This is a genomic window from Streptomyces sp. NPDC001770 (genome assembly GCF_053596135.1).
This window is the reverse complement of sequence record NZ_JBSFFN010000017.1, coordinates 99,278-121,656: the sequence shown is the minus strand read 5'-3', so window position 1 is coordinate 121,656 and position 22,379 is coordinate 99,278. Positions and strand designations below refer to the sequence as shown.

Below are 22,379 nucleotides of genomic sequence, written 5' to 3'. Positions count from 1 at the left end.
GTTCACCGGGCGGGAGCAGATGCGGGGGTGGGGGTCCACACCCAGGAGATGTCGTCGAACGCCCCGGGGCCGCGTGACGAGAGGAGCTTGTTGCGCAGGGTGGCCCCCACGCCTTCCAGGTGGCAGATCTCGCCGAAACGGCGGGCGCTGGTCTGGATGAGCGCCGCTCGTTCGCGGCGCCGGTCCGCGTAGGCCGCGAAGGCCTCGGCGGGGTCCGAGCACCCGCCGAGAGCCTGTCCGAGCGCCACCGCGTCCTCCAGTGCCTGGCACGCGCCCTGTGCGAGGTACTGGAGCATGGGGTGGGCGGCGTCGCCGAGGAGGGCGATACGGCCGTGCACCCAGGTGCCGATCGGGGCGCGGTCGTAGAGCGGCCACCGCCGGTCGCGCGAGACGAGGGGCAAGGCGTCCCGCACGGCCTGGCAGGTGCCGGCGAAGCGCTCCTCCAGTTCGGCTTCGGTGCCCCAGTCGTCGGAGTCCGGGGTGTAGTGGTCGCTCTCGAAGACGGCGACCTGGTTGTAGAGCTCACCACGGCGTACGGGGTACTGCACCAGATGCATGCGGGGCCCGGCCCAGACCATCACCGCTTCCGAGGCGGCGTGTCGGGACATCGGGCCGGTCATCTTCCCGGTGGGGAGGGCGCCGCGGAAGGCCACGTACCGCGAACAGACCGGTTCTCCGTCGTTCACCAACGACCGGCGCAGGCGGGAGTGCAGTCCGTCGGCCGCGACCACCGCGTCGGCGGTCAGTTCCGCGTGGTTCTCGGCGAAGGCCAGGTGGACGCCGAAGCCGTTCTGTTCCGCCTCGGTGACGGTGTGCCCTGTGCGCAGAGTGACGCCCGGATGTTCCTGGCAGGCGGTCAGCAGCGCGGCGTGCAGGTCGGTCCGGTGGGTGACGAGGTAGGGGTGCGCGAAGCGGTCGGAGTAGGCCGCGCCGTGGAGATCGAGGGCGGTGACCTCGTGTCCGGTGAGGGCGTCCATCATCACCAGCCGGGGCGGTGCCACGGCGGTGTGCCGTACGGCGGCGAGTACGCCGAGTTCATCGAGGGCGAGGGAGGCATTCGGGGCGAGTTGCAGGCCGGCGCCTATCTCGCCGAAGCGGGTGGCTCGTTCCACGAGGGTCACGCGGTGGCCGGAGCGGGCGGTCGCCAATGCGGCTGCCAGTCCGCCGATGCCGCCGCCGACTACGGCGATGTGGAGTGGGGAAGAGGTGACGGGCATCTGGCCTCCGTGAGTGAGCAGGGGTGTTCTGGCGTGCGAGCGGTCCCAGGCAGTGCGTTGCCGGGGGGCCGGAGGAGCAGCGGTGCCGCAGGGCTCAGCAGGCCGCGGAGACGCTGTCCACGCGCACGGCGGCGTCGGTCCGGGCGGTGACGTCTTCGACGGTGACGCCTGGGGCGGTCTCGACCAGGGCGAGCCCGTCGGGGGTGACGTCGAGGACTCCGAGGTCGGTGACGATCCGGTGGACGCAACGCTCGCCGGTGAGGGGGAGCGTGCACTCGCCGAGGATCTTGGGTGCGCCGTCCTTGGCGGTGTGTTCCATGAGGACGATGACGCGGCGGGCCCCGTGGACGAGGTCCATCGCGCCGCCCATGCCCTTGACCATCTTTCCGGGGATCATCCAGTTGGCGAGGTCACCGCGTTCGGACACCTGCATGGCGCCCAGTACCGCGGTGTCGATGTGGCCGCCGCGGATCATGCCGAAGGAGAGTGCGGAATCGAAGAAGGAGGCTCCCGGCAGCACGGTGACGGTCTCCTTGCCGGCGTTGACCAGGTCGGGGTCGACCTCGCTTTCTACGGGGTAGGGGCCTGTGCCGAGGATGCCGTTCTCGGAGTGCAGGACGACGTGGACGCCGGGCGGGAGATGACCCGGAAGGAGAGTGGGCAGGCCGATGCCGAGGTTGACGTAGGAGCCGTCGGTGAGTTCGGCGGCGGCACGGGCGGCCATCTGGTCGCGGGTCCAGGCCATCAGACGCGTACCGTCCTCTTCTCGATCTGCTTGTCGGCGGCCTGCTCGGCGGTGAGGGCCACGATCCGCTGGACGTAGATGCCGGGCAGGTGGATGTCCTCGGGGTGGAGTGCGCCCGGTTCGACGAGCTCCTCGACCTCGGCGACGGTGACGCGGCCGGCCATGGCGGCGAGGGGATTGAAGTTGGCGGCGGCACGGCGGAAGAGCAGGTTGCCGTGGTGGTCGCCGCGCCAGGCCCGTACGAGGGCGAAATCGGTGGTGATGCCGTGCTCCAGGACGTGGGCGCGGCCGGCGAAGTCGCGTGTCTCCTTGGGCGGGGAGGCCACGGCCACCGTGCCGTCGGCCGCGTACCGCCAGGGCAGGCCGCCGTTCGCCACCTGGGTGCCGACGCCGGCCGGGGTGTAGAAGGCGGGGATGCCCGCACCGCCCGCGCGCAGCCGTTCCGCGAGGGTGCCCTGCGGGGTGAGTTCGACCCCCAGTTCACCGCCGAGGTACTGACGGGCGAACTCCTTGTTCTCGCCGACGTAGGAGCCGGTGACGCGGGCGATGCGGCCGGCGGAGAGCAGGACGCCCAGACCGCGGCCGTCGACCCCGCAGTTGTTGGAGACGACGTTCAGACCGGTCGTGCCCCGGTCGTACAGGGCGCGTATCAGGGTTTCGGGTACACCGCTGAGGCCGAAGCCGCCGACGGCGAGCGAGGCACCGTCGGGGATGTCGGCGACCGCTTCGGCGGCGTCGGCGCGGACCTTGTTCATGCGTGCGTGGTGCCTTTCAGTTGGGGGCCTCGCGCAGGGCGTCGGAGACGGACTTGACGCCGCCGTGCGCGGTCATACCGCCGTCCACCGGAATCTCCGCACCGGTGATGAACGACGCGCCGTCGGACAGCAGGAACGCCACCAGCGGCGCGACCTCGCCGACGGTGCCCGTGCGACCCAGTGGCGTCTCGCGGACGTTCACCTCGCGGAACGCGGGTGCGGCCGAGGCGGTCATCCCGGTCTCGATGTAACCGGGATGGATCGTGTTGACGCGGATGCCGCGCGGTCCGAGCTCAAGGGCAGCGGCCTTCGACAGGCCGCGCAGTGCCCACTTGCTGGTCGTGTAGGCGACTGGGTAGTGAGCGGTGAGGGCAGCGGACGATCCGACGTTGACGATGGAGGAGCCGGGGCGCATGAGCGGCGCCACATGCTGCATGCCGAGGAGCGGACCGGTGACGTTGACCGCGTGGACGCGGGCCATGTCCGCCGGGCGTACGTCGCCGAGCCGGGCCCGCCAGGTGATGCCGGCGTTGTTGACCAGACCGTGCACCTGCCCGTACGACTCCCGCAGTTCGTCCGCGAGTTCGGCCCAGTCCGTCTCGCTGGTGACGTCGAGGCGTCGGCAGCCGGGTGCGCCGGCCACGTCGGTGGGGATGACACGGGCCCCTTCCAGGGTGAGCAGCCTGGCCTCCGCGGCGCCCTGTCCGCCGGCCGCGCCGGTGACGACGACGACCTTTCCGAGCAGCCTCCTGGAGCGCTGGTCGGTCATGGCCGCTCCCGGAGGCGGCGGCGTCCGGTGGGGAGGGGGACGGGGGCGGCGCCGGCGACGACGGTGTTGGTGAGGACGCCGAGTCCCTCGACGGTGAGCGTGACGGTGTCACCGGGCTTCAGCGGCGGTGGGGACTGCTCGCCGCGCCTGCCCCAGAGTTCGGCGAGACAGCCGCCGTTGCCGCAGGTACCGGAGCCGAGGACGTCGCCCGGGACGACCCGGGTGCCGCGGGAGGCATAGGCGGTCATCTCCTCGAAGGTCCAGCTCATGTGGGACAGCAGGTCCTCGCCGACCACCCGGCCGTTGATCTCCGCGGTCATGGCCAGCCGCAGGAAGCCGTCCGCGTCGCGGTGGGGCTCCAGTTCGTCGGCGGTGACGAGGTACGGACCCAGGGTGGTGGCGGTGTCCTTGCCCTTGCAGGGGCCGAGGCCGACCTTCATCTCCGCGCTCTGGAGGTCGCGTGCGGACCAGTCGTTGAAGACGGTGTATCCGATGATGTGGTCATGGGCTTGACGTGGTGTCAGGTCACGGCCCTCGCGGCCGATGACGGCCCCGACCTCCAGCTCGAAGTCCAGGACGGACGAGCCGGGCGGTACCGGGATGCCGTCGAGGTGACCGTGGATCGCGTGGGGGTTCGTGAAGTAGAAGGTCGGGGCCGCGTACCACTGTTCGGGGACGCCGCCGACCCCTTCCACGGACCGGCGCACCCCCTCCACGTGTTCCTCGAAGGTCACGAAGTCCCTTACGGAAGCGGGCTGGAGCGGGGGAAGCGGCCGGACCTGGGAGACGTGCGGGCCGGCCGGCCCGCCGAGGGCCGTCGACCCGGCGGTGAGCAGCGCGGGGAGGCCGGAGCTCTCCCGGATCAGTGCGGTGAGCGAGGTGACCCCGGGCAGGGGGAAGAGGGTGCCGTCCTCTTCCACGACCGCCACCCGGCGGTGCTCCTGATGTTCGTACGTGGCGAAACGCATGGTGCGGCTCCGGCGGAGTGCGGACGACGGGAAGGGAGCGCCTCGGGGGCGTGGGCCGTGGCCCGCGCCCCCGGACTCGGCGGAAGGGATCAGACCGGGGGAGCGATGAAGACGCCGCGGTCGGGGTCGTTGAAGGACTCCTTGGCGACCAGCTCGTTCATGGCGTTGGCGGTGCCCCACTGGTCGGTGACCTCGGGCCGGGAGAAGTCGTACACGTGCGGGTGCCAGGTGTCCTCGTCCAGGCACTCCAACTCGGTCGTGTACTCGACCGTGTTGCCGTGCGGGTCGAGGAAGTAGGTGAAGGTGTTGTCACCGGCCATGTGCCGGCCGGGGCCCCAGACCTTCTTGAAACCGGCTCCCATGACGCGGCCGGAGCCGCGCATGTACTCGTCGATGCCGCGCATCTCGAAGGAGACGTGGTGCAGGGCGGTGTGCGGGCCCTGGGCGATGGCCATGGAGTGGTGCTGGTTGCTGATCCGCATGAAGTGCATGACCTCGCCCATGTTCGGGGAGCTGAGGGTGTCGGAGAGGGCGAAGCCGAGGTGGCGCTCGTACCACGCGCGGGTGCGGTTCAGGTCCGGCGAGTTGAGCACGACGTGCGAGAGCTTGACCGGGATGGCCTCCTTCTCTTCGATCTTCCGGTGGCGCCGCACCGCGACGTCGGCGGACACCTCGATGGTGCGGCCGTCGACGTCGAAGAAGCGGAAGCCGTATCCGCCGCCCGGGGTGTCGACCTTGCCCGGACGGGAGATCAACCGCACGTCTCCGGCTATGAGTCGCTCCGCCAGGGTGTCCACGTCGGCTGCGGACGCGGCGCCGTAGGAGACGAGGTCGAGTCGCTTCTCGTCGGCCTCGCGCAGCCGCACGACGTACTGCTCGGGGGAGCCCTCGGCGGCCAGGAAGGAGATGCCGGAATCCTCGGCGACCTTGGTCAGTCCCCAGACGCCCGCGTAGAAGTCGAGCTGCTTGTCGTAGTCGGGCACGGCGAGGTCGACGTGCCTCAGGTGGGTGAGCAGGCGCATGGTGTCAGTCCGTCCGGAGGAGGGAGGCCGCGTTGCGGCCGCGGATCGCGTGGAAGTCGGCCTCGGGCAGGGCGGCGGCGCGCAGGGCGCCGACCGGGTCCTCGGATCCCATGTCGAAGGGGAAGTCCGAGCCGAGCAGGACCCGGTCGGCCCCGGCGACGCGGACCAGTTCCCGCAGTGCATGGGGATCGTGGACGAGGGAGTCGAAGTACAGCCGCTTCAGATAGCTGCTGGGCGGGTGGGCGCAGCCGGCTCCCGCGTCGGACCGGGCGGACCAGGCGTGGTCGGAGCGGCCGATGTGGGTGGGCAGGTAGCCGCCGCCGTGGGCCGCGACCAGCTTCAGCCCGGGGTGCCGGTCGAGTACCCCGGAGAAGATCAGGTGCGAGAGCGCGACGGCGTTCTCGGTGGGCTGGCCGACCGTGTTGGACAGGTACCACTGGTCGAGGCGCTCGTCGAGGGTGCAGCCGAAGGGGTGCAGGAAGAGGATCGCGCCCGTCTCCTCGGCCCGGGTCCAGAAGGGTTCGTAGGCCGGGTCGGAGAGTTCGCGGCCGGGTGCGTGGCTGGAGATCTCGACGCCGAGCAGCCCCTGCGCGAGAGCGTGGTCGAGGGCGTCGACGGTGAGCTCCGGGTGCTGGAGCGGTACGAGGCCCAGTCCGCGCAACCGGGCCGGCGCCGCCGAACAGTGCTTCGCGGTGGCCTCGTTGGCCAGCCGGTACACCTTTTCGGCCGTCGCCTCGTCCGCCCAGTAGTGGTAGTGCGAGGGTGAGGGGCTGACCAGTTGGACGTCGACACCCTGTGCGTCCATCGCCGCCAGCCGTACGGTGACGTCGGTCAGGCGGGGGAAACGCGCGCGGACCATGGGACCGCTGACGGCGAGGGCCGCGGGGCCGTTGCGGCGGGCGTCCAGTTCCCGTGCTCCGGCCAGCCCCGGCCGCCCCTCCACCAGCGCCTCGATCCCGGGCAGCAGGACGTGGGCGTGTACGTCGACCGTGGGGGCGGCCTGCTGAACCTGCGGCGCTGTCACGGCAGTTCCCGGAGCATGGTCATGGTGCGGGCCATCAGACCGGGCACGTCGGCGTCGCGTACACCGTCGAGCTGCCACTGCCCGATGCGGACGGATGCCTCGACGACCGGGCGGACGCGGACGATCCGCCGCTCGTAGTACGCCTGGAACAACGCGTCGTCCCAGTCGTCGGCCCCGGTCAGCATCTGGGCGAGCACCCACGCGTCCTCCAGCGAGAGGGCGGCGCCCTGGGCGAGGGTGGGCGGGCAGCAGTGCGCGGCGTCGCCGGCCAGGACGACCCGGCCGCGGTGCCAGGAGCCCTCGACCAGCATGCGGTCGAACCAGGTGTAGTTGACCTTCGCCGGATCGGTGACGTGCTCGGTGATCTCCGGCCAGAACCCGCCGTAGTGCCGGGTCAGGCGGCGCATCTCGTCCGCGTACGACTCGGGCGGAATCCCGGCGCGGTCGCGGTTGGCCTCCACCACGTACGCGTACAGCGTCGTGTCGCTGGTGGGGCAGTAGCCGGCGATGTAGGCCGGCCCGCCGTAGGCGAGGTCGGTACGGGTGACGCCGGCCGGGCGCGGGGCGGCGACGCGCCAGATGGCCATACCGGTGGGCTCCGGCCGGGCGGGGATGCCGATGGCGGCGCGGGTGGCGGAACCGAGGCCGTCGGCGGCGATCACCAGGTCGTAGCGGTGCTCGGAGCCGTCGGAGAGCCGTACGGAGACGCTCTGCGCGTCCTGGCTCAGGATTTCGGCGGTGGTGCCGAGACGGACGGTCGCACCACTGGCGCGCACCGCGTCGATGAGGATCCGCTGGAGCCGGGGGCGCTGCATGCCGACGGTCGCGGGCAGGTCGTCGCCGCCGGTGCGCAGGTCGTCCTGGGTGTGCAGGACCGTGCCGTCGGGTGCGGTGATGCCGACCGAGCCGAAGCCGAAACCGGACGCTTCCACCTGCTTCCAGACGCCCAGTTCGCGCAGGACGCGCAGGGCGTTGCCCTGGAGGGTGATGCCGGAGCCGGCGGTCGCGTTCCAGTCGGCCTTGGCCTCGACCAGGTCCACGGCGTACCCGGCGCGGCGCAGCAGGATCGTCACGGCGTTGCCGGCCGCGCCGCCGCCGATCACGAGGACCGTGCGGGATGGGGGCATGGGGAACTCCTTCGTTCCTCGGTGCTACTTGACGGCTATCGGGTTGACCGGCGAGCCGACCGCGCCGGTGATGGGCAGGGGTGCGGCGGTGAGCCAGAAGGCGTAGAGGCCGTCGGCGGCGCAGTCCTCGGCGAGAGCGTCGAGGTCCCACATCTCGCCGATGAGCAGGCCGATGTTCGGGATGGCGACCTGGTGCAGTGGCTGGAAGGCCTGCTCGAACTCGTTCGGACGGACCTCGAAGCCCCAGGTGTCGGTGGCGATCGCGGCGATCTCGGTGCGGTGCAGCCAGCCGGCCGTGCTGAACGACAGGCCGGGTGCGGGCCCTCCGGCGTACTCGCCCCAGCCGTCGCGGCGTACCCGGCTCAGCTGCCCGGTGCGTACCAGCACGATGTCTCCGCGTTCCACGGTCACGCCGTGCGCCCGGGCCGTCGCCGCCAGGTGCTCCTCGGTGATCGCGAATCCGTCGGGCAGCTCACCGTCCTCACCGACGACCCGGCCGACGTCGAGGAGCACCCCGCGCCCGGCGACGTGCGGGGCCATGTGCTCGATGCCGGTGACCAGGTCGCCGTCGGAGGTGACGACCTCTTCTGCCGGGCGTCCGTTCCACGCCTTGCCGTGGTCGAAGATGTGCCCCAGGCCGTCCCACTGCGTGGAGCACTGCAGAGGCATCGCGATCACGTCGTCGGCGCCGCCGATGCCGTGCGGCAGGCCCTGATTGCCGAGGGCCGCGTCGGTGCCGGTGTCCAGCATGGTGTGGACCGGGTTGGTGCGCCGACGCCAGCCCTTCTGCGGGCCGTCGATGTCGAAGCGCTGGGAGAGGGAGAAGCTGACGCCCCGCCGGACCAGCGCGGCGCCCTCGCGGCGCTTCGCTTCGTCGAGGAAGTTGAGGGTGCCCAGTACGTCGTCCTCGCCCCAGCGGTTCCAGTTGGAGCACGCTTTCGCGGCCCGTGCGACCGAGCCCTCGGGGTCGGTGCGGTCGGGGGTCACCGGGCTTCCTCCGCCACACAACGGGTGCGCTGGGCGCCGAGTCCGGTGATGGAGCCGTCCATGACGTCGCCGTCGCGCAGCAGCCGGCCCCAGTGCATGCCGTTGCCGGCGGGGGAGCCGGTGAGGACCAGGTCGCCCGGCAGGAGGCGGGCCGACTGGGATGCGTAGGACACCATGCGCGCGACGTCGAAGATCATGTCCTTGGTCGACTCGTCCTGCATGTTCTCGCCGTTGAGCTTCAGGACGAGGCGCAGGTCGTCGGTGTCGGCGACCGAGGTGGCGGGGACGATCCAGGGGCCGAGCGGGGTGAAGCCGGGGGCGTTCTTGCCGCGCAGCCAGTCCGTGCCGATCTGCGGCATGTCCCGGCGGAAGACGGTCGCCCGGTCGGTCAGGTCGTTGGCGATGGTGTACCCGGCAACGTGGTCCAGGGCCTCCTCGACGGACACCCGGTAGGCGGGGCGGCCGATCACCGCGGTCAGCTCCAGCTCCCAGTCGGGTTTCTCGGCCCAGGCCGGCAGTACGACGTCGTCGTACGGTCCGGTGATCGCGCTCGGCAGACCGATGAAGACGTACGGCAGATCCTCGGCTGCCCGCCGGTCCATGATCTCCGCAGCCTCGGCGCGCCGTTCCTCCTCCGGCCGCTCGTCGCCCGGCGCCCGGTGGGCGACGTGCAGATCGATGACGTGTTGGCGGTAGTTGGCCCCGGACTGGAAGACCTGGCGCGGCTCGACCGGTGCGTGTACCCGGAATTCCGCCAGGGCCCGGCGGTGCGGACCGTCGTCGGAGGCCAGCGCGGTGAGCCGCGGCTCCACCGCGTCCCAGTCCTCCAGGACGGCCCGAACGGTCAACTCGGCGTTGCCCAGGGCGGACCGCAGGTCGGTCACCTGCGCGTCGGGTGTGACGAGAGCGGGGAAGGGCGCCCCCTCGGGGGCGGAGAGTGTGGCCAGGGCGAAGGGCCCGGCGAAGGGGGCGGACGAGGCTTCAGGTTTCACGAACATGTCCTCCTGATTGCGGTGGCACTAATCTGGACCCGCCACCAGTGATCACGGAAATAGATTCTGTGGATGGTCGGCATCCGTCTGACAAATTGCCGCAGGTCGTCGCCGGACAGCTAGGAAAACCGCCATGAATTTGAGTCGCCTCGACCTCAATCTCGTCGTCGCCCTGCGCGCCCTGCTGGAGGAGCGCAACGTCACCCGGGCCGGGGAGCGCGTCGGCCTCAGTCAGCCCGCCATGAGCGCCGCGCTCTCACGCCTGCGCCGGCACTTCGACGACGACCTGCTCGCCCGCGTAGGCGGCCACTACGAACTCACCGCCCTCGGCCAGGTCCTTCTCGACCGGGCATCCACCGCCTACGACCTGCTGGAACGCCTCTTCGCGAGTCAGGCGCACTTCGATCCGGCCAAGGAGAACCGCGAGTTCAAGCTGGTGGCGTCCGACTACGCGGTGGCCGTCTTCGGCGCAGAGCTCGCCCGGGTCGTGCACCAGGAGGCCCCCGGCATCCGGCTGCGCTTCGCCCAGACGCCGACCACCGTGGTGGACGCCACCGAGACCCTGCTCAGCACCACTGACGGCCTGCTCATGCCACACGGTGTGATCAGCGACTTCCCGGCCACCGACCTCTACCAGGACCGCTGGGTGTTCCTCGTCGCCGAGGACCACCCGAGCGTCGACGACCGGCTGACCCGGGAGGATCTGGCCCGGCTGCCCTGGGTCACCTACCAGCGCACCTACGACGCCCCGGCCGTCCGCCAGCTGGGCATGCTGGGTATCGAACCCCGCGTCGAGGTGTCCGTCGACAGCTTCCAGACCATCCCGCTGCTGGTCGGCGGAACCCGGCGCATCGCCCTGATCCAGGCCCGCCTCGCCCGGCTCCTCGCGCCGCTGGCCGCCGTACGCGTGGTCGAGCCGCCCTACGAGGCCGTCCCCCTCAGGGAGGCGATGTGGTGGCACCCCGTGCACACCCACGACGCGGCCCACATCTGGCTGCGGGAGACGGCCGCCCGGGTCGGCAGCCGGATGGCCGGGGGGGCGGGGGAGTGAGCCGGGTGCGGACCAAGTCCGGCCCACAGAGCCCGGGACCATCCGCCGGCTGGATGGAAAGCATCCGGTACATGAATCGTGCCACCGGTGGGCAGCGGGGCGTCCCCGAGGCATCATCGGTCCAGGTCGTGCGCAACCGCGCACCCGCGCCCCCGTAGCCGGATGTGGTCCGGCTGCGTTTCCGGTTGCGACCCGGGGGGTCAGCGAGCCGGTGCCGCCATGGTCGACCGGCGCACGACGAGTTCCGGCTGAAGGACGATGTGCGCGTGTTCATGAGCAGGACCGTCGGCCGTGTCCTCGATGAGGAGGCGGCCGGCCCGCCGGCCCATCGCGACGGCCGGCCGGCGTACCGAAGTGAGGGGTACGACGGCGGAGGCGGCGAACTCGATGTCGTCGTAGCCCACCACGGCGATGTCCTCGGGGACCTTCAGCCCGGCCTCGTAGAGCGCTTGCAGAACGCCGAGAGCCAGCAGGTCGTTGGCGCAGAAAACGGCCGTCGGTCGCTGGGGAAGGCCGAGGATGCGGTGTCCGGCGTCCTTTCCGGCGTCCACGGTGAGTGCGGGGCAGGGGAGTTCGACCAGGGCGGTGGCGGGCAGGCCGGCCGGGCCGAGGGCGTGCAGCGCGCCTCGACGCCGGTCCCGTACCTGCGGAAGGGTCTCGGGACCGCCGACGTAGACGAGGGACCGGTGGCCCCGGGCGATCAGATGGCGGGCCGCGGCGTGGCCTCCGGCGACGTCATCGATGCCGACCGAGCAGGCCTCGGTCCAGGGTGCGCTCCGGTCGGCGACGACGAAGGGGACCGCGTTGCGGCGGAAGGCCGCGACCGTGCGTTCGGTGCCCTCGCCCGCGGTGATCACCGCACCGCGGACCTGGTGCGAGGTGATCAGCGACAAGTAGCGTGCCGCTTCCGCAGGATCGTGGGCGCCGGTGCAGACCATGACGCCCAGGTCCGCTTCCCGGGCGGCCTGCTCCACGCCGGCGGCGAGCGCGGTGAAGAAGGGGTTGACGATGTCGAGGACCATCAGGGCGATCACCCGGGAAGCCCATCCCCGCAGTTGCCGCGCGCCCTCGGCACGGACGTAGCCCAGTGTGCCGATCACCTCCAGGACGCGTGTACGGGTGGCCTCGGCCACCATCTCGGGCCGGTTGAGGACGTTGGAGACGGTGCCGAGCGAGACACCGGCCTCCCTGGCCACGTCCTTGATGCCGACCCGCGGGCGTGCTCTGCTGTCCCGCACCGCGCCCCGTACCTCGGGGCCCGGTGGGCCAAGAGCCGAGGGTGTGGCGGGTGTGGCGGCGGTCGGCCGGCGCACGGTCTACCGGCTCCGTGGCGGAGCGGTGGTGGTGCGCACCACGAGCCGGGGGGTCATGGTGGTCCGCATGGCCCGGTCCCTCCGGCCTTCCACCCGTTCGACGAGCATGCGGGCGGCGGTGGAGCCCATGGTGTGACCGGCCTGGTCGACGCTGGTGAGCCGGACGGGGGCGAGTGCGGCGAGTGCGGTGTTGTTGTAACCGACGAGCGAGAGGTCTTCGGGGATGCGCAGGCCCAGTTCGTGGGCTGCGCGGAAGATGCCCAGGGCGGCGACGTCGGCACCCGCCATGACGGCGGTCGGCCGGTGGGCCGCGGTCAGCAGGGTCATTCCCGCCTTGTATCCGCCCTCGTCGGAGTAGGCGGTGTGGTGGACGCGGGCGTGTCCGGTCAGGCCGTGCCGTTCCATGGCCTTCAGGTAGCCGTCCCGCAGCACGACTTCGGGTGTGCGCTTCCACTGGTTGGCCTTCGTGCCAGGGGCGGACACCAGGGCGATGTCGCGATGGCCGAGGGCGGCGAGATGGTCGACGACCAGGCCGGCGCCGGTGTCGTCGGCGTCCACGACGGAGTCGTAGGTGTCGTCCGTGTCGTGGTGGCCGATGACCGCGGTCGGCGTCGTCGCAGCCGTGGCCAGGACCTCGGCCCGTGCGGTCCCGGGGGCGATGAGGACCAGCCCGTCCATCTGACGGTCGACCATGGAGCGGATGGTCTTCGCCTGGTCCTCCGGGTCGAATCCGGCCGCGCCGATCAGCACGGTGTATTCGGTCTGACGCAGTTCGTCCCGGATGCCGTCGAGGATGTCCGCGAAGAAGGCGTTGCGCACGTTGTCGAGCAGCACGCCGATCGTGTAGGTCCGTCCGCGCATGCCGCGGGCCGCCGCGTGCGGCCGGTAGCCGAGCTCGGTGATGGCCGCCGTGACCTTCTCCCGCATGCTCTCGCTCACGCCGTAGGCGTTGCGCAGCACTTTGGAGACGGCAGCGGTGGAGACGCCGGCGTGCCGGGCCACATCGGTGATCGTCACGCGTCTGTTCTGCCTGGCTGCGCCGGCCCGATCCATCGATCCACCTCTGCTCTGTGATGCGTGTCGTGCAACGGTCTACACGGTAGCCCTGGGGAGCTGTCAAGTCGCTCTGTATCTCCACGCTGTTACCGGGATGTGTCTTGACGGTTCCTGATGTGGAGTGCAAGGTTTTGCCCACTCGACGTAGAGAACGTTTTACAAACTTCTCCGTGCTGCCGGGCCCTGCCCCGCCCTGGCGCTCTCGCACCACCGCGTCCTGCTCCGTCCTCCTCCATGACCCTGGGAGTTCCCCGTGTCCCTGCGCATGCCCCGTGGCCGTCGTACGCGACTGAGTCTGTTCACCGCCGGCACCGCTTCGCTGGTACTGCTCGCCACCGCCTGCGGCGGCAGCGGCGGTGGCTCCTCCGCCGCACCCGCCGACTTCGACTACCTCAGCGTCACGGAGAACACCACCGTGAAGACCGCTCTCACCACGCTGTCGAAGGGCGCGTGCAAGCCGGCGAACGACGCACTGCCGCTCAAGGTGGAAACCGTCCCGCAGGCGAGCCTCGACCAGAAGCTCCAGCTCCTGGCCGGCCAGAACGCACTGCCCGTGCAGTTCGCCGCCGGTAACGCCCCCGCCCTCACCCAGCAGCTCGCGAAGTCCGGCAAGGTCGCCGACCTGGAACCGAAACTCAAGGAGCTGGGCGTCCTGGACCAGCTGGAGCCCGCCGCCGTCTCGACGATCAAGGCCCTGTACGGCGGGAAGCTGGAGGTACTGCCGTACGAGTACAACATCGAGGGGATCTTCTACAACAAGAAGATCTTCGCCGACAACGGCCTGGCCGTGCCCGGCACGTGGGACGAACTGGTGTCCGCGGCTGCGAAGCTGAAGTCGAAGGACGTCCAGCCCTTCTCCGCCTCCGGCCAGCAGGGATGGCCGCTGACCCGCCTGATCAGCGACTACCTCTTCCGCAGCCTCGGCCCCGACGCCCTGCGGAAGGTCGCGGACGGTCAGGCCAAGCTGACCGACCCGGAGTACGTGAAGGCCGCCGACGAAGTCGCCGCGCTCGGCAAGAAGGGATACTTCGGCAAGGGTGTCGGCTCCATCGACTACGACACCGCGATGAACCAGTTCCTCAGCGGCAAGGCGGCCATGTTCTACATGGGCAGCTGGGCGCTGGCGAACATCTCCGACGCCGCGCAGAACAAGGTCGGCGCCGAGAACGTCGGCTTCATGCCCTTTCCGGCCGTCGCCGGAGGCAAGGGCTCGGTCGACCAGTACCCGTCCAACGTCGGCCTCGGCATCGCTCTGGGAGCGAAGTCCTTCGACAAGAAGACCGGCGCCTGGGTCTCCTGCATCACCGAGAACTACGGCGCCACGGCGCTGAAGGACCACGGGACCATCACCGGCTTCAAGGTGAACACCGAGGTGCAGGACGCCAACGCGGTCACCACCCAGGTCCGCGACACCGTCAGCTCCTCGCGGCAGAACGTGCTGTGGTTCGAGGCCCTGTTCAGCACCAAGGCCACCACCATCAGCCAGACCAACGCCGCGAGCCTGGTCTCGGGGAGCATGAGCCCCCAGCAGTTCATGCAGACCGTCCAGGACGCACTCGCCGCCCGGTGATCCTCCCCGGGGCGGCCCGCCCGCCCTCTCGCACGGTGGTGTGCGAGCCGCCCCGGGCCCCGACGGCCCAGCCGCCCCGCACCGCCGCAGGTCCCGCCAACGGAAACGAGACGGACACCATCCATGCACCGCGTACTCGGTGACCGCAGGGCGATCGCGCTCCTGCTCGGTCCCGCCCTCCTCGTCTACTCGCTGATCATGCTCGTCCCCATGGTGTGGTCGCTCGGCTACTCCTTCACCAAGGGCAACACCATCGACGGCTTCACCGGCAACGGTGTCGCCAACTTCCCGCGCCTCTTCGACGATCCGGCGGTCCGGGAGGCGCTCTGGTTCACGCTGAAATACGCCGTGACCGTCACGGCCGGTCAGGTCGTCGCCGGCTACCTCCTGGCCCTGCTCTACGTGTTCTTCCTCAGGAGGGCCTCGGCGCTCGTCCGCACCCTGGTCTTCTTCCCCGTCGTCCTGCCCACCGTCGCCGTCGGCCTGCTGTTCCAGAAGTTCTTCCAGGTCGCCCCCCAGACCGGCCCGGTCAACTCGCTGCTCAACGCGGTCGGCATCGACTCGATCGACTTCTTCGGCAGCTCGGGCAGCGCCTTCTGGGTCCTGGTCGCCATGGACATCTGGCGGTCCATGGGCTTCTACGCCGTGCTGCTCTTCGCCGGCCTGGTCGACATCCCCGACGAGGTCCTGGAATCGGCCCGCCTCGACGGGGCGACCGGACTCAGACTCGTACGCCACATCGTGCTGCCGCTGTCCCTGCCCGTCCTGATGTCCTCGCTGATCTTCAGCATCAACGGAACGCTCAAAGCCTTCGACTCGATCGTCGCCCTGACCAACGGTGGTCCGGGCAACGGCACCACCCCGCTGACCCTGTACATGTTCCAGACGTCGTTCACCTACAGCGACTACGGCTACGGCAGCACCATCGCCCTGCTGCTGACCGTCGTGAGCCTGCTGGTGAGCCTGGTCGTCCACCGCGTCTCGCGGCGTGACCTCACGGAGGGCTGAGACCCATGGCCACCATCGACACGCCCCCGAAGACGACCCCCGCGAGAACGTCCGCCCGCACCCCCGACCGGGCTCGACGGCCCCGGGCCGGCCGTCGGGGGAGCCGCCTGTGGGTCAAGACCGTCGTCGCACTTCTGCTGGTCGTCGAGGTCTACCCGCTGATATGGATGTTCCTCACCTCGCTGAAGTCCAACGACGACTACCTGAACAACTCCACCTGGAGCCTGCCCACTTCCTGGGAGTGGGGCAACTACGGCGAGGCGTGGAACACCGGCCACATCGGCCTGTACGTCCAGAACAGCCTGCTCGCCGTCGTCCCTGCCCTCGCCCTGATGCTGCTGCTGGGCACCGCCGCCGGCTTCGCCCTCCAGATCATGGTCTGGAAGGGCCGCAGCCTCACCCTGCTCGTCTTCCTCGCGGGCATGATGATCCCGCCGCAGATGATCCTGCTGCCCCTGTTCACCGTGTACTTCCAGACCGGCCTGTCCGGCACGCTGTGGCCGCTGATCCTCACCTACACCGGCACCGGCCTTCCGCTGACCGTCTTCATGATGGCCACCTACTACCGTACGGTCCCGCGCGAGCTGTTCGAGGCGGCCACCGTCGACGGTGCCGGCATCCTGCGCGCCTTCTGGACCATCAGCGTCCCCCTGGTCCGCAACGCCCTGCTCACCGTCGGCCTGGTGCAGTTCTTCTTCATCTGGAACGACCTGCTCATCGCCCTCACCTTCACCAACGACCAGGACCTGCGCACCATCCAGGTCGGGCTGCTCAACTTCACCGGCGACTTCGGCGCCACCCAGTACGGTCCCCTCTTCGCCGCCATCTGCATCAACGTCTTCGGCACCCTCCTGATCTACCTCTTCCTCAACCAGAAGGTCATGAAGGGCCTCACCGGCGGAGCCGTCAAGGGCTGACCCCCGCCCGCCACCACGCTCGCTCCCGCACGTGCAAGAAAGGTCCTCCCTTTGCTCCCCCCTCAGCCCTCCCCGGTGTCCTTCGAGCATCTGCCGGACGGACTCGGCATCGGAGTCGCCGCCCCCCGGCTCACCTGGACGCTGCCGCCGGGATCCGGCCGACAGCAGGCATACGAACTGGAAGTCGACCGCTCCGGCGCCGTCCGTCGCACCGGGCGTGTCGACGTCGACACCCACGTACTCGCGCCCTGGCCGGGTGAGCCGCTGGCCTCCCGGGAACGCGCGCTCGTCCGGGTCCGCGTCTGGACTCCGGACGCCCCGGAGCCATCGGGATGGAGCGATCCGCAGACCGTCGAAGCAGGCCTGCTGGCGCCCACCGACTGGCAGGCGGTGCCCGTGGGCGCGGGATGGGACGAGGAGCCGGAGGCCGAGCGCCGCCCGGCGCGGGTCCGCAAGGACTTCCGGCTCGACCGCCCCGTGGCCCACGCCCGCCTGTACGTCACCGCCCACGGCCTGTACGAGGCGGAGATCAACGGTCGCCGCGTCGGGGACGAGACACTGGCCCCGGGATGGACGGTCTACCCCCACCGGCTGCGCTACCGCACCCACGACGTCACCGACCACCTCACCGAGGGCGCCAACACCATCGGGGCCTGGCTCGGCGACGGCTGGTACCGCGGCAAGTACGGCTTCGACGGCGGCACCCGCAACATCTACGGCACCGACCAAGCGCTCATCGCCCAACTCGAAGTGGTGCACGACGACGGCTCCGTCACCGTCATCGCCACGGACGGAACCTGGCACGCCGCTCCCGGCCCGATCCTGACCAGCGGCCTCTACGAGGGCGAGATCTTCGACGCCCGGCTCCACGACGCGCACTGGTGCACACCTTCGCCCCTGCGTACTGCCTCCGACACGTGGAGCCCCGTTCGGACGGGCCGCCGTGACCCCGCGACGCTGGTCGCCCCGATGGGACCACCGGTCCGCTGCACCCAGGAGATCACCCCGGTCGCCCTCACCCCCACCGAGGGCGGGCACCTCCTCGACTTCGGCCAGAACCTCGTGGGCCGCCTCCGCGTCACCGTCGACGGGCCGGCCGGCACCACCATCGTCCTGCGGCACGCCGAAGTACTGGAGAACGGCGCACTGGCAACCCGGCCGCTGCGCGAGGCGTACGCCACCGACACCCTGATCCTCTCCGGCGACGGACCGCTCACCTGGGAGCCGCGCTTCACCCTCCACGGCTTTCGCTATGCCGAAGTGAACGGCTGGCCGGGCGAGTTGAACGCGGACATGGTCAACGCGCGTGTCCACCACACGGACATGCGCCGCACCGGCTGGTTCGAGTGCAGCGACCCCCTGGTCAACCGACTGCACGAGAACGTTCTGTGGAGCATGCGCGGCAACTTCGTCGACATCCCCACCGACTGCCCTCAGCGCGACGAACGCCTCGGCTGGACCGGCGACATACAGGTCTTCGCGCCCACCGCGAGCTTCCTCTACGACTGCGCCGGCATGCTCGACTCCTGGCTCACCGACGTCGGCCTGGAACAACTCCCCGACGGCACCGTCCCCTGGTACGTGCCCGTCATACCCGGCGCTCCCATGTGGACGCCGATCCACCCCGGGGCGGCCTGGGGAGACGCCGCCGTACTCACCCCCTGGACCCTCCACCAGCGCTTCGGCGACACCGGTCTCCTCCGGCGCCACTATCCCATGGCCAAGAAATGGGTCGACCTGGTGGAGCGACTGGCCGGCCCGACGCGCCTGTGGGACACCGGCTTCCAGCTGGGCGACTGGCTGGACCCCGCCGCACCGCCGGACGACCCGGCGGCCGGCGTCACCGACCGCTACCTCGTCGCGACGGCCTACTACGCCCACTCCACCCGTCATCTCGGACGTGCCGCGGCCGAGCTGGGGAAGACCGCGGATTCGGACCAATACACCGCCCTTGCCGCCGAGGTGACGGAAGCCTTCCGTCACCGGTACGTCCTGCCGACCGGCCGCATGACGAGCGACAGCCCCACCGCCTACGCCCTGGGAATCGTCTTCGACCTGCTCACCCCCGAACAGCGCCGGGATGCGGGGGACCGGCTCGCCGAACTCGTCCTCGCGGACGGCGCCCGTATAGCCACCGGCTTCGTCGGTACCCCACTGATCTGTGACGCACTCACGGACACCGGCCACCTGGACGTCGCCTACCAGCTGCTGCTCCAGACCGAGTGCCCCTCATGGCTGTACACCGTGACCCAGGGCGCGACCACGATCTGGGAACGCTGGGACAGCCTGCGCACCGACGGCAGCCTCAACCCGGGCGGCATGACCTCCTTCAACCACTACGCTCTCGGCGCCGTCGCGGACTGGCTGCACCGGGTCGTCGGCGGCATCACCGCCACGGGCCCCGGCTACCGGGAAATCGCCTTCCGGCCGCGGCCCGGAGGAGGCATCACCTGGGCCCGCACCCGCCACGAGACCCCGTACGGAACCGCGGCCCTCTCCTGGGAACTGACCGGCACCGGCCTGACAGCCCGCTGCACCGTTCCCGAAGGAACGCGCGCCGTTGCCGAGTTGCCCGGAAAGCCGCCCGTTACCCTCGCCCCGGGTGAGCACATCCTGGAAGCCGCCGTAATCGCCGGAGCGGCCGCCTGAACGAAACGTATTTCACAACCCTGGACTGCCCGGCGCGACCACCTCCTGCGCCGGGCAGTCCAGGCGTTTTCGGGCCCTGTTCATGAGTCCTGCATCAATATCGTGGATGCCTGTGATCCAGCAGGACAATGAAGGGAGATCCCAAGGTGGATTCCATTGAAATTTTCAAGCCGTTTCAATCCGGAGAGACTTCGTATCCGCTGGTCAGCGACTTATCCGAAGAAGTCTCGTCGGAAGGTTGACCCGAAAGTGAACAGGCAATAGCTTTCCGTCTGTTGGGCAAGACGCTTCACGAGTAGGCCCGAGATGTGCGAAGTCGACTGCGGTGGGACGCGGCAGGGATGTCTCGAAAGAAGCGGAAAAGAAGACGCGTGTGCATGCGTGCGACGCGTGAATCCCATGCTGTTCCCGCCAGCCGGGCGCCACGCAAGATCCTGACATCTTGCGTGGCCCCCATTTTCCCCGTGACGGAATTTAGAGCAGCCGTCCATAGGTATCCGGAGAGCCGCTGTGAACAGAAGACAATTTCTCTCTGCCGCCACCCTCACCGCGTTGGCCGCTGCCATGGTCCCGGTCATGGGCGGCCAGGCCGCAGGCGTGACGGACTCCACCGCGCAAGAAAGGGCCGACGCCCTGCTGGCCAGGATGACGGCGGCGGACAAGGAGGCCCTCGTACGCTGCGACTTCGCGGCCCTCGCCCACCTGGGCATCCCCGCCCTGACCATGGTCGACGCGTCCGCCGGCCTCCGAGGGGAAAAGGGGGTGACGGCCTTTCCCGTTCCGGTCGCTCAGGCGGCGACCTTCGACGAGGACCTCGTCGGTCGCATCGGAGAAGCGATCGGTACCGAGGGCAGGGGCAAGGGCTACAACAACGTACTGGGCCCGACCGTCGATGTGACGCGCACCTGGCATTCCGGACGCCAGTCCGAGGGCATGGGAGAAGATCCCCTCCTCGCCGGCCGGCTGGGCGCGGCTGCCACGGTCGGCTTGCAGAGCCGGCGGGTGGTCGCCACCGTGAAGCACTTCGCCGCCTACACGCAGGAGACCAACCGGTTCTTCACCGACACCAGGGTGTCCGACCGCGCCCTGCACGAGATCTACGAGGCGCCCTTCCGCCACGTGGTCGCCGCCGCGCCGACCACGTCGGTGATGATGGCCTACCCGAAGGTCAACGGCGTCTTCGCGACGCAGAACCCGGCCCTGTTCAACGATCTCAAGGCGGGTCTCGGCCTCCAGGGATACACGGTGCCGGACTTCTGGGCCGGTGACGACCAGGTCGCCGCCGCCCGGGCGGGCATGGACCTCGCCGGACTCGGCGCCGGCGCGGTGACGGTTTCCGAGGGCGGCCTTGCGGGAGGGGCGATCCCGGCCGCGCGACTCGACGACGCCGCCCGCCGCATCCTCGTCACGATGTTCGCCAACGGCCTCTTCGACAACCCCGTGCCCGCCCCTGCCGCGGACGTCAGTACACAGGCCCACTGGGATCTTGCCCACGAGGCCGCGGTCTCCTCCGCGGTCCTGCTCGCCAACCGCTCCTCGGCCCTTCCGCTGACCGCCTCGGTGAGGTCGCTGGCCGTCATCGGCCCCGCCGGCACCGACGCCCTGACCGGAGTCGGCGGATCCAGCTACGTCGATCCCGGAACCTGGACGACCCCCCTCCAGGCCATCCGCAGCCGCGCCGGAAGCACCGTCACGGTCACCCACGCACAGGGCACCAGCGGCGACCTTCCCCTGGCCGCGGTCCCCACGACCGTGTTGCGCGACAACGCGGGCAAGGCCGGCCTGACCGCGGCCTACTTCGCGGGCGCCGACCCCAGCGGGACTCCGGTGCTGACGAGGACCGACGCGGGGGTCGACTTCACCACCACCCCCGCTCCGAATCTGCCCGCCGTCTGGTCGGTGAAGTGGACAGGCACCCTGCTGCCGGCCACCACCGGCCTCCACCGCTTCTCCCTGCTGCCCGCCGGTACGGCCACCCTGAAGATCAATGGGACCACGGTGGTGTCCGGCACCCGCCAGATGCGACGCTTCTTCCTCGGACCGTTCGACTACCCGCTCCAGGGGACCGCCCAGCTCACCGCGGGCCGCGCGGTGAGCATCGAACTGACCTATTCCAACGCCACCGCCGAAACCGGCACCTGCGGCCTGACCCTGGGCTGGCAGCCCGACTCGTTCATCCCCGCAGCCGTCACGACAGCACGAGCGGCCGACGCCGCCGTCGTCTTCGTCAACCGGATCGCCGGCGAGGCCATGGACCACGCACAACTCGACCTGCCGGGCGACCAGAACCAGCTCATCAGCGCCGTGGCAGCCGCGAACCCGCGCACGATCGTCGTCCTCAACACCGACGGCCCCGTGGCCACCCCCTGGCTGAACGAGGTGGAAGCCGTCCTGCAGCTCTGGTACGGGGGCCGAGGCATGGGCACCGCCCTCGCCGCCGTCCTCTTCGGCGACAGCGACCCCTCCGGCCGCCTTCCCGTCACCTTCCCCGCGGACGCGACCCAGGGGCCCGGCACCACCGGCGCGACCTACCCGGGCACGAACGGCACGGTCACCTACGACGAGGGCATCTCCGTCGGGTACCGCTACTACGACGCCGCAGGCCAGCAACCGCGCTTCGCCTTCGGCCACGGCCTCTCCTACACATCCTTCGCCCACGGATCCCTGGAAGTCGCCCACGACCACGCGAACAGACACGTCACCCTCTCCGTGACGGTCACCAACACAGGGCCGCGCAAAGGCACGGAAGTCGTCCAGATCTACGCCACGCTGCCGGGGGCGGCGGCAGCGGAGCCCCGCCGCCTGGTCGCCTTCCGCAAGGTCACGCTCGACGCGGCGGGTTCCCGACGGCTGACCTTCACCATCCCGCAGGAGGACCTGTCCATCTGGCAGTCGAGCGGCTGGACCCTTGGCCCGGGCCTGTACACCTTTGCCACGGCAAGCTCGTCCCGCCACCTGACAGCACAGCGAAGCGTCACCCTCAGCTGATCCTGCTCGACTGCGACGCGGACCGGCCCCCGCGCGGAAGGCGCCCCGGCTTTCCCTCGTGGCCTGTCACCGAAAAGGACTCCGCACCACCTTCACGAGAGAGTGGGGCGCGGGACGTGCATCGCCCCGCGCCCCGTCCGCCGTGTCCTTACCGGGCCGACGCCCCCGGCACCTCTCCCCCTTCTCCCTTGCCTGCTTCTTCTCCGGTCCGACCACGGCAC

At 70.3% G+C, this 22,379-nt stretch carries 18 protein-coding genes; 6 read left to right on the top strand and 12 right to left on the bottom strand.

Annotated features, from left to right (window positions below):
* Window positions 1-2: 2 nt before the first annotated feature.
* The 10 genes from ACWCSV_RS17470 to ACWCSV_RS17425 all read right to left on the bottom strand — a co-directional run bounded on the left by ACWCSV_RS17470 (window position 3) and on the right by ACWCSV_RS17425 (window position 9,612).
* A complete protein-coding gene (locus ACWCSV_RS17470) occupies window positions 3-1,217 on the bottom strand; it encodes an FAD-dependent monooxygenase (RefSeq protein WP_451143059.1) in 1,215 nt (404 codons plus the stop codon).
* A 94-nt stretch (window positions 1,218-1,311) separates the two neighbouring features.
* Complete coding sequence (locus ACWCSV_RS17465) at window positions 1,312-1,962, bottom strand: CoA transferase subunit B (protein ID WP_451143057.1); 651 nt, start codon at window positions 1,960-1,962, stop codon at window positions 1,312-1,314.
* Window positions 1,962-2,717 (bottom strand): CoA transferase subunit A, encoded by a 756-nt coding sequence (locus ACWCSV_RS17460; protein WP_451143055.1) that lies wholly within the window; start codon window positions 2,715-2,717, stop codon window positions 1,962-1,964. The genes ACWCSV_RS17465 and ACWCSV_RS17460 overlap by 1 nt, the downstream gene beginning before the upstream one ends.
* A gap of 16 nt (window positions 2,718-2,733) precedes the next feature.
* Window positions 2,734-3,486 (bottom strand): SDR family oxidoreductase, encoded by a 753-nt coding sequence (locus ACWCSV_RS17455; protein ID WP_451143053.1) that lies wholly within the window; start codon window positions 3,484-3,486, stop codon window positions 2,734-2,736.
* Window positions 3,483-4,454 (bottom strand): fumarylacetoacetate hydrolase family protein, encoded by a 972-nt coding sequence (locus tag ACWCSV_RS17450; protein WP_451143051.1) that lies wholly within the window; start codon window positions 4,452-4,454, stop codon window positions 3,483-3,485. Before ACWCSV_RS17450 ends, ACWCSV_RS17455 begins: the two co-directional genes overlap by 4 nt.
* An 89-nt stretch (window positions 4,455-4,543) precedes the next feature.
* Window positions 4,544-5,476: a VOC family protein gene (locus ACWCSV_RS17445; RefSeq protein ID WP_451143049.1), complete on the bottom strand. Its 933-nt coding sequence runs from the start codon at window positions 5,474-5,476 to the stop codon at window positions 4,544-4,546.
* A 4-nt stretch (window positions 5,477-5,480) separates the two neighbouring features.
* Window positions 5,481-6,500 (bottom strand): amidohydrolase family protein, encoded by a 1,020-nt coding sequence (locus ACWCSV_RS17440; protein WP_451143047.1) that lies wholly within the window; start codon window positions 6,498-6,500, stop codon window positions 5,481-5,483.
* Complete coding sequence (locus ACWCSV_RS17435; RefSeq protein WP_451143045.1) at window positions 6,497-7,627, bottom strand: FAD-dependent oxidoreductase; 1,131 nt, start codon at window positions 7,625-7,627, stop codon at window positions 6,497-6,499. The genes ACWCSV_RS17440 and ACWCSV_RS17435 overlap by 4 nt, the downstream gene beginning before the upstream one ends.
* Window positions 7,628-7,651: 24 nt before the next feature.
* A complete protein-coding gene (locus tag ACWCSV_RS17430) occupies window positions 7,652-8,614 on the bottom strand; it encodes a cyclase family protein (protein ID WP_451143043.1) in 963 nt (320 codons plus the stop codon).
* Complete coding sequence (locus tag ACWCSV_RS17425; RefSeq protein WP_451143041.1) at window positions 8,611-9,612, bottom strand: fumarylacetoacetate hydrolase family protein; 1,002 nt, start codon at window positions 9,610-9,612, stop codon at window positions 8,611-8,613. Before ACWCSV_RS17425 ends, ACWCSV_RS17430 begins: the two co-directional genes overlap by 4 nt.
* 127 nt (window positions 9,613-9,739) lie before the next feature.
* On the opposite strand from ACWCSV_RS17425, the gene ACWCSV_RS17420 reads away from it, so the two are divergent.
* Window positions 9,740-10,657: a LysR family transcriptional regulator gene (locus ACWCSV_RS17420; protein WP_451143039.1), complete on the top strand. Its 918-nt coding sequence runs from the start codon at window positions 9,740-9,742 to the stop codon at window positions 10,655-10,657.
* A 200-nt stretch (window positions 10,658-10,857) separates the two neighbouring features.
* Here the strand turns inward: ACWCSV_RS17420 and ACWCSV_RS17415 are convergent, their stop codons facing one another.
* The gene (locus tag ACWCSV_RS17415; RefSeq protein ID WP_451143037.1) at window positions 10,858-11,895 is read right to left on the bottom strand and encodes a LacI family DNA-binding transcriptional regulator; all 1,038 of its coding nucleotides are present in this window, start codon (window positions 11,893-11,895) and stop codon (window positions 10,858-10,860) included.
* Between the two features lie 78 nt (window positions 11,896-11,973).
* A complete protein-coding gene (locus ACWCSV_RS17410) occupies window positions 11,974-12,987 on the bottom strand; it encodes a LacI family DNA-binding transcriptional regulator (RefSeq protein ID WP_451143035.1) in 1,014 nt (337 codons plus the stop codon).
* A gap of 292 nt (window positions 12,988-13,279) precedes the next feature.
* Between ACWCSV_RS17410 and ACWCSV_RS17405 the strand changes: the two genes are divergently transcribed.
* From ACWCSV_RS17405 to ACWCSV_RS17385, 5 genes are all read left to right on the top strand, one after another.
* Window positions 13,280-14,596, top strand: a complete 1,317-nt coding sequence (locus ACWCSV_RS17405; RefSeq protein WP_451143033.1) for an ABC transporter substrate-binding protein — start codon at window positions 13,280-13,282, stop codon at window positions 14,594-14,596.
* A gap of 123 nt (window positions 14,597-14,719) precedes the next feature.
* Entirely contained in the window at window positions 14,720-15,604 is an 885-nt protein-coding gene (locus ACWCSV_RS17400) for a carbohydrate ABC transporter permease (protein ID WP_451143031.1), read from the top strand.
* A gap of 5 nt (window positions 15,605-15,609) precedes the next feature.
* Window positions 15,610-16,521 carry a carbohydrate ABC transporter permease gene (locus ACWCSV_RS17395; protein WP_451143029.1) on the top strand — a complete coding sequence of 304 codons (912 nt, stop codon included), beginning with the start codon at window positions 15,610-15,612 and terminating at the stop codon, window positions 16,519-16,521.
* A 75-nt stretch (window positions 16,522-16,596) separates the two neighbouring features.
* A complete protein-coding gene (locus tag ACWCSV_RS17390) occupies window positions 16,597-19,170 on the top strand; it encodes a family 78 glycoside hydrolase catalytic domain (RefSeq protein WP_451143027.1) in 2,574 nt (857 codons plus the stop codon).
* Between the two features lie 552 nt (window positions 19,171-19,722).
* Entirely contained in the window at window positions 19,723-22,158 is a 2,436-nt protein-coding gene (locus tag ACWCSV_RS17385; protein ID WP_451143025.1) for a glycoside hydrolase family 3 protein, read from the top strand.
* The last annotated feature ends 221 nt before the right edge of the window (window positions 22,159-22,379 follow it).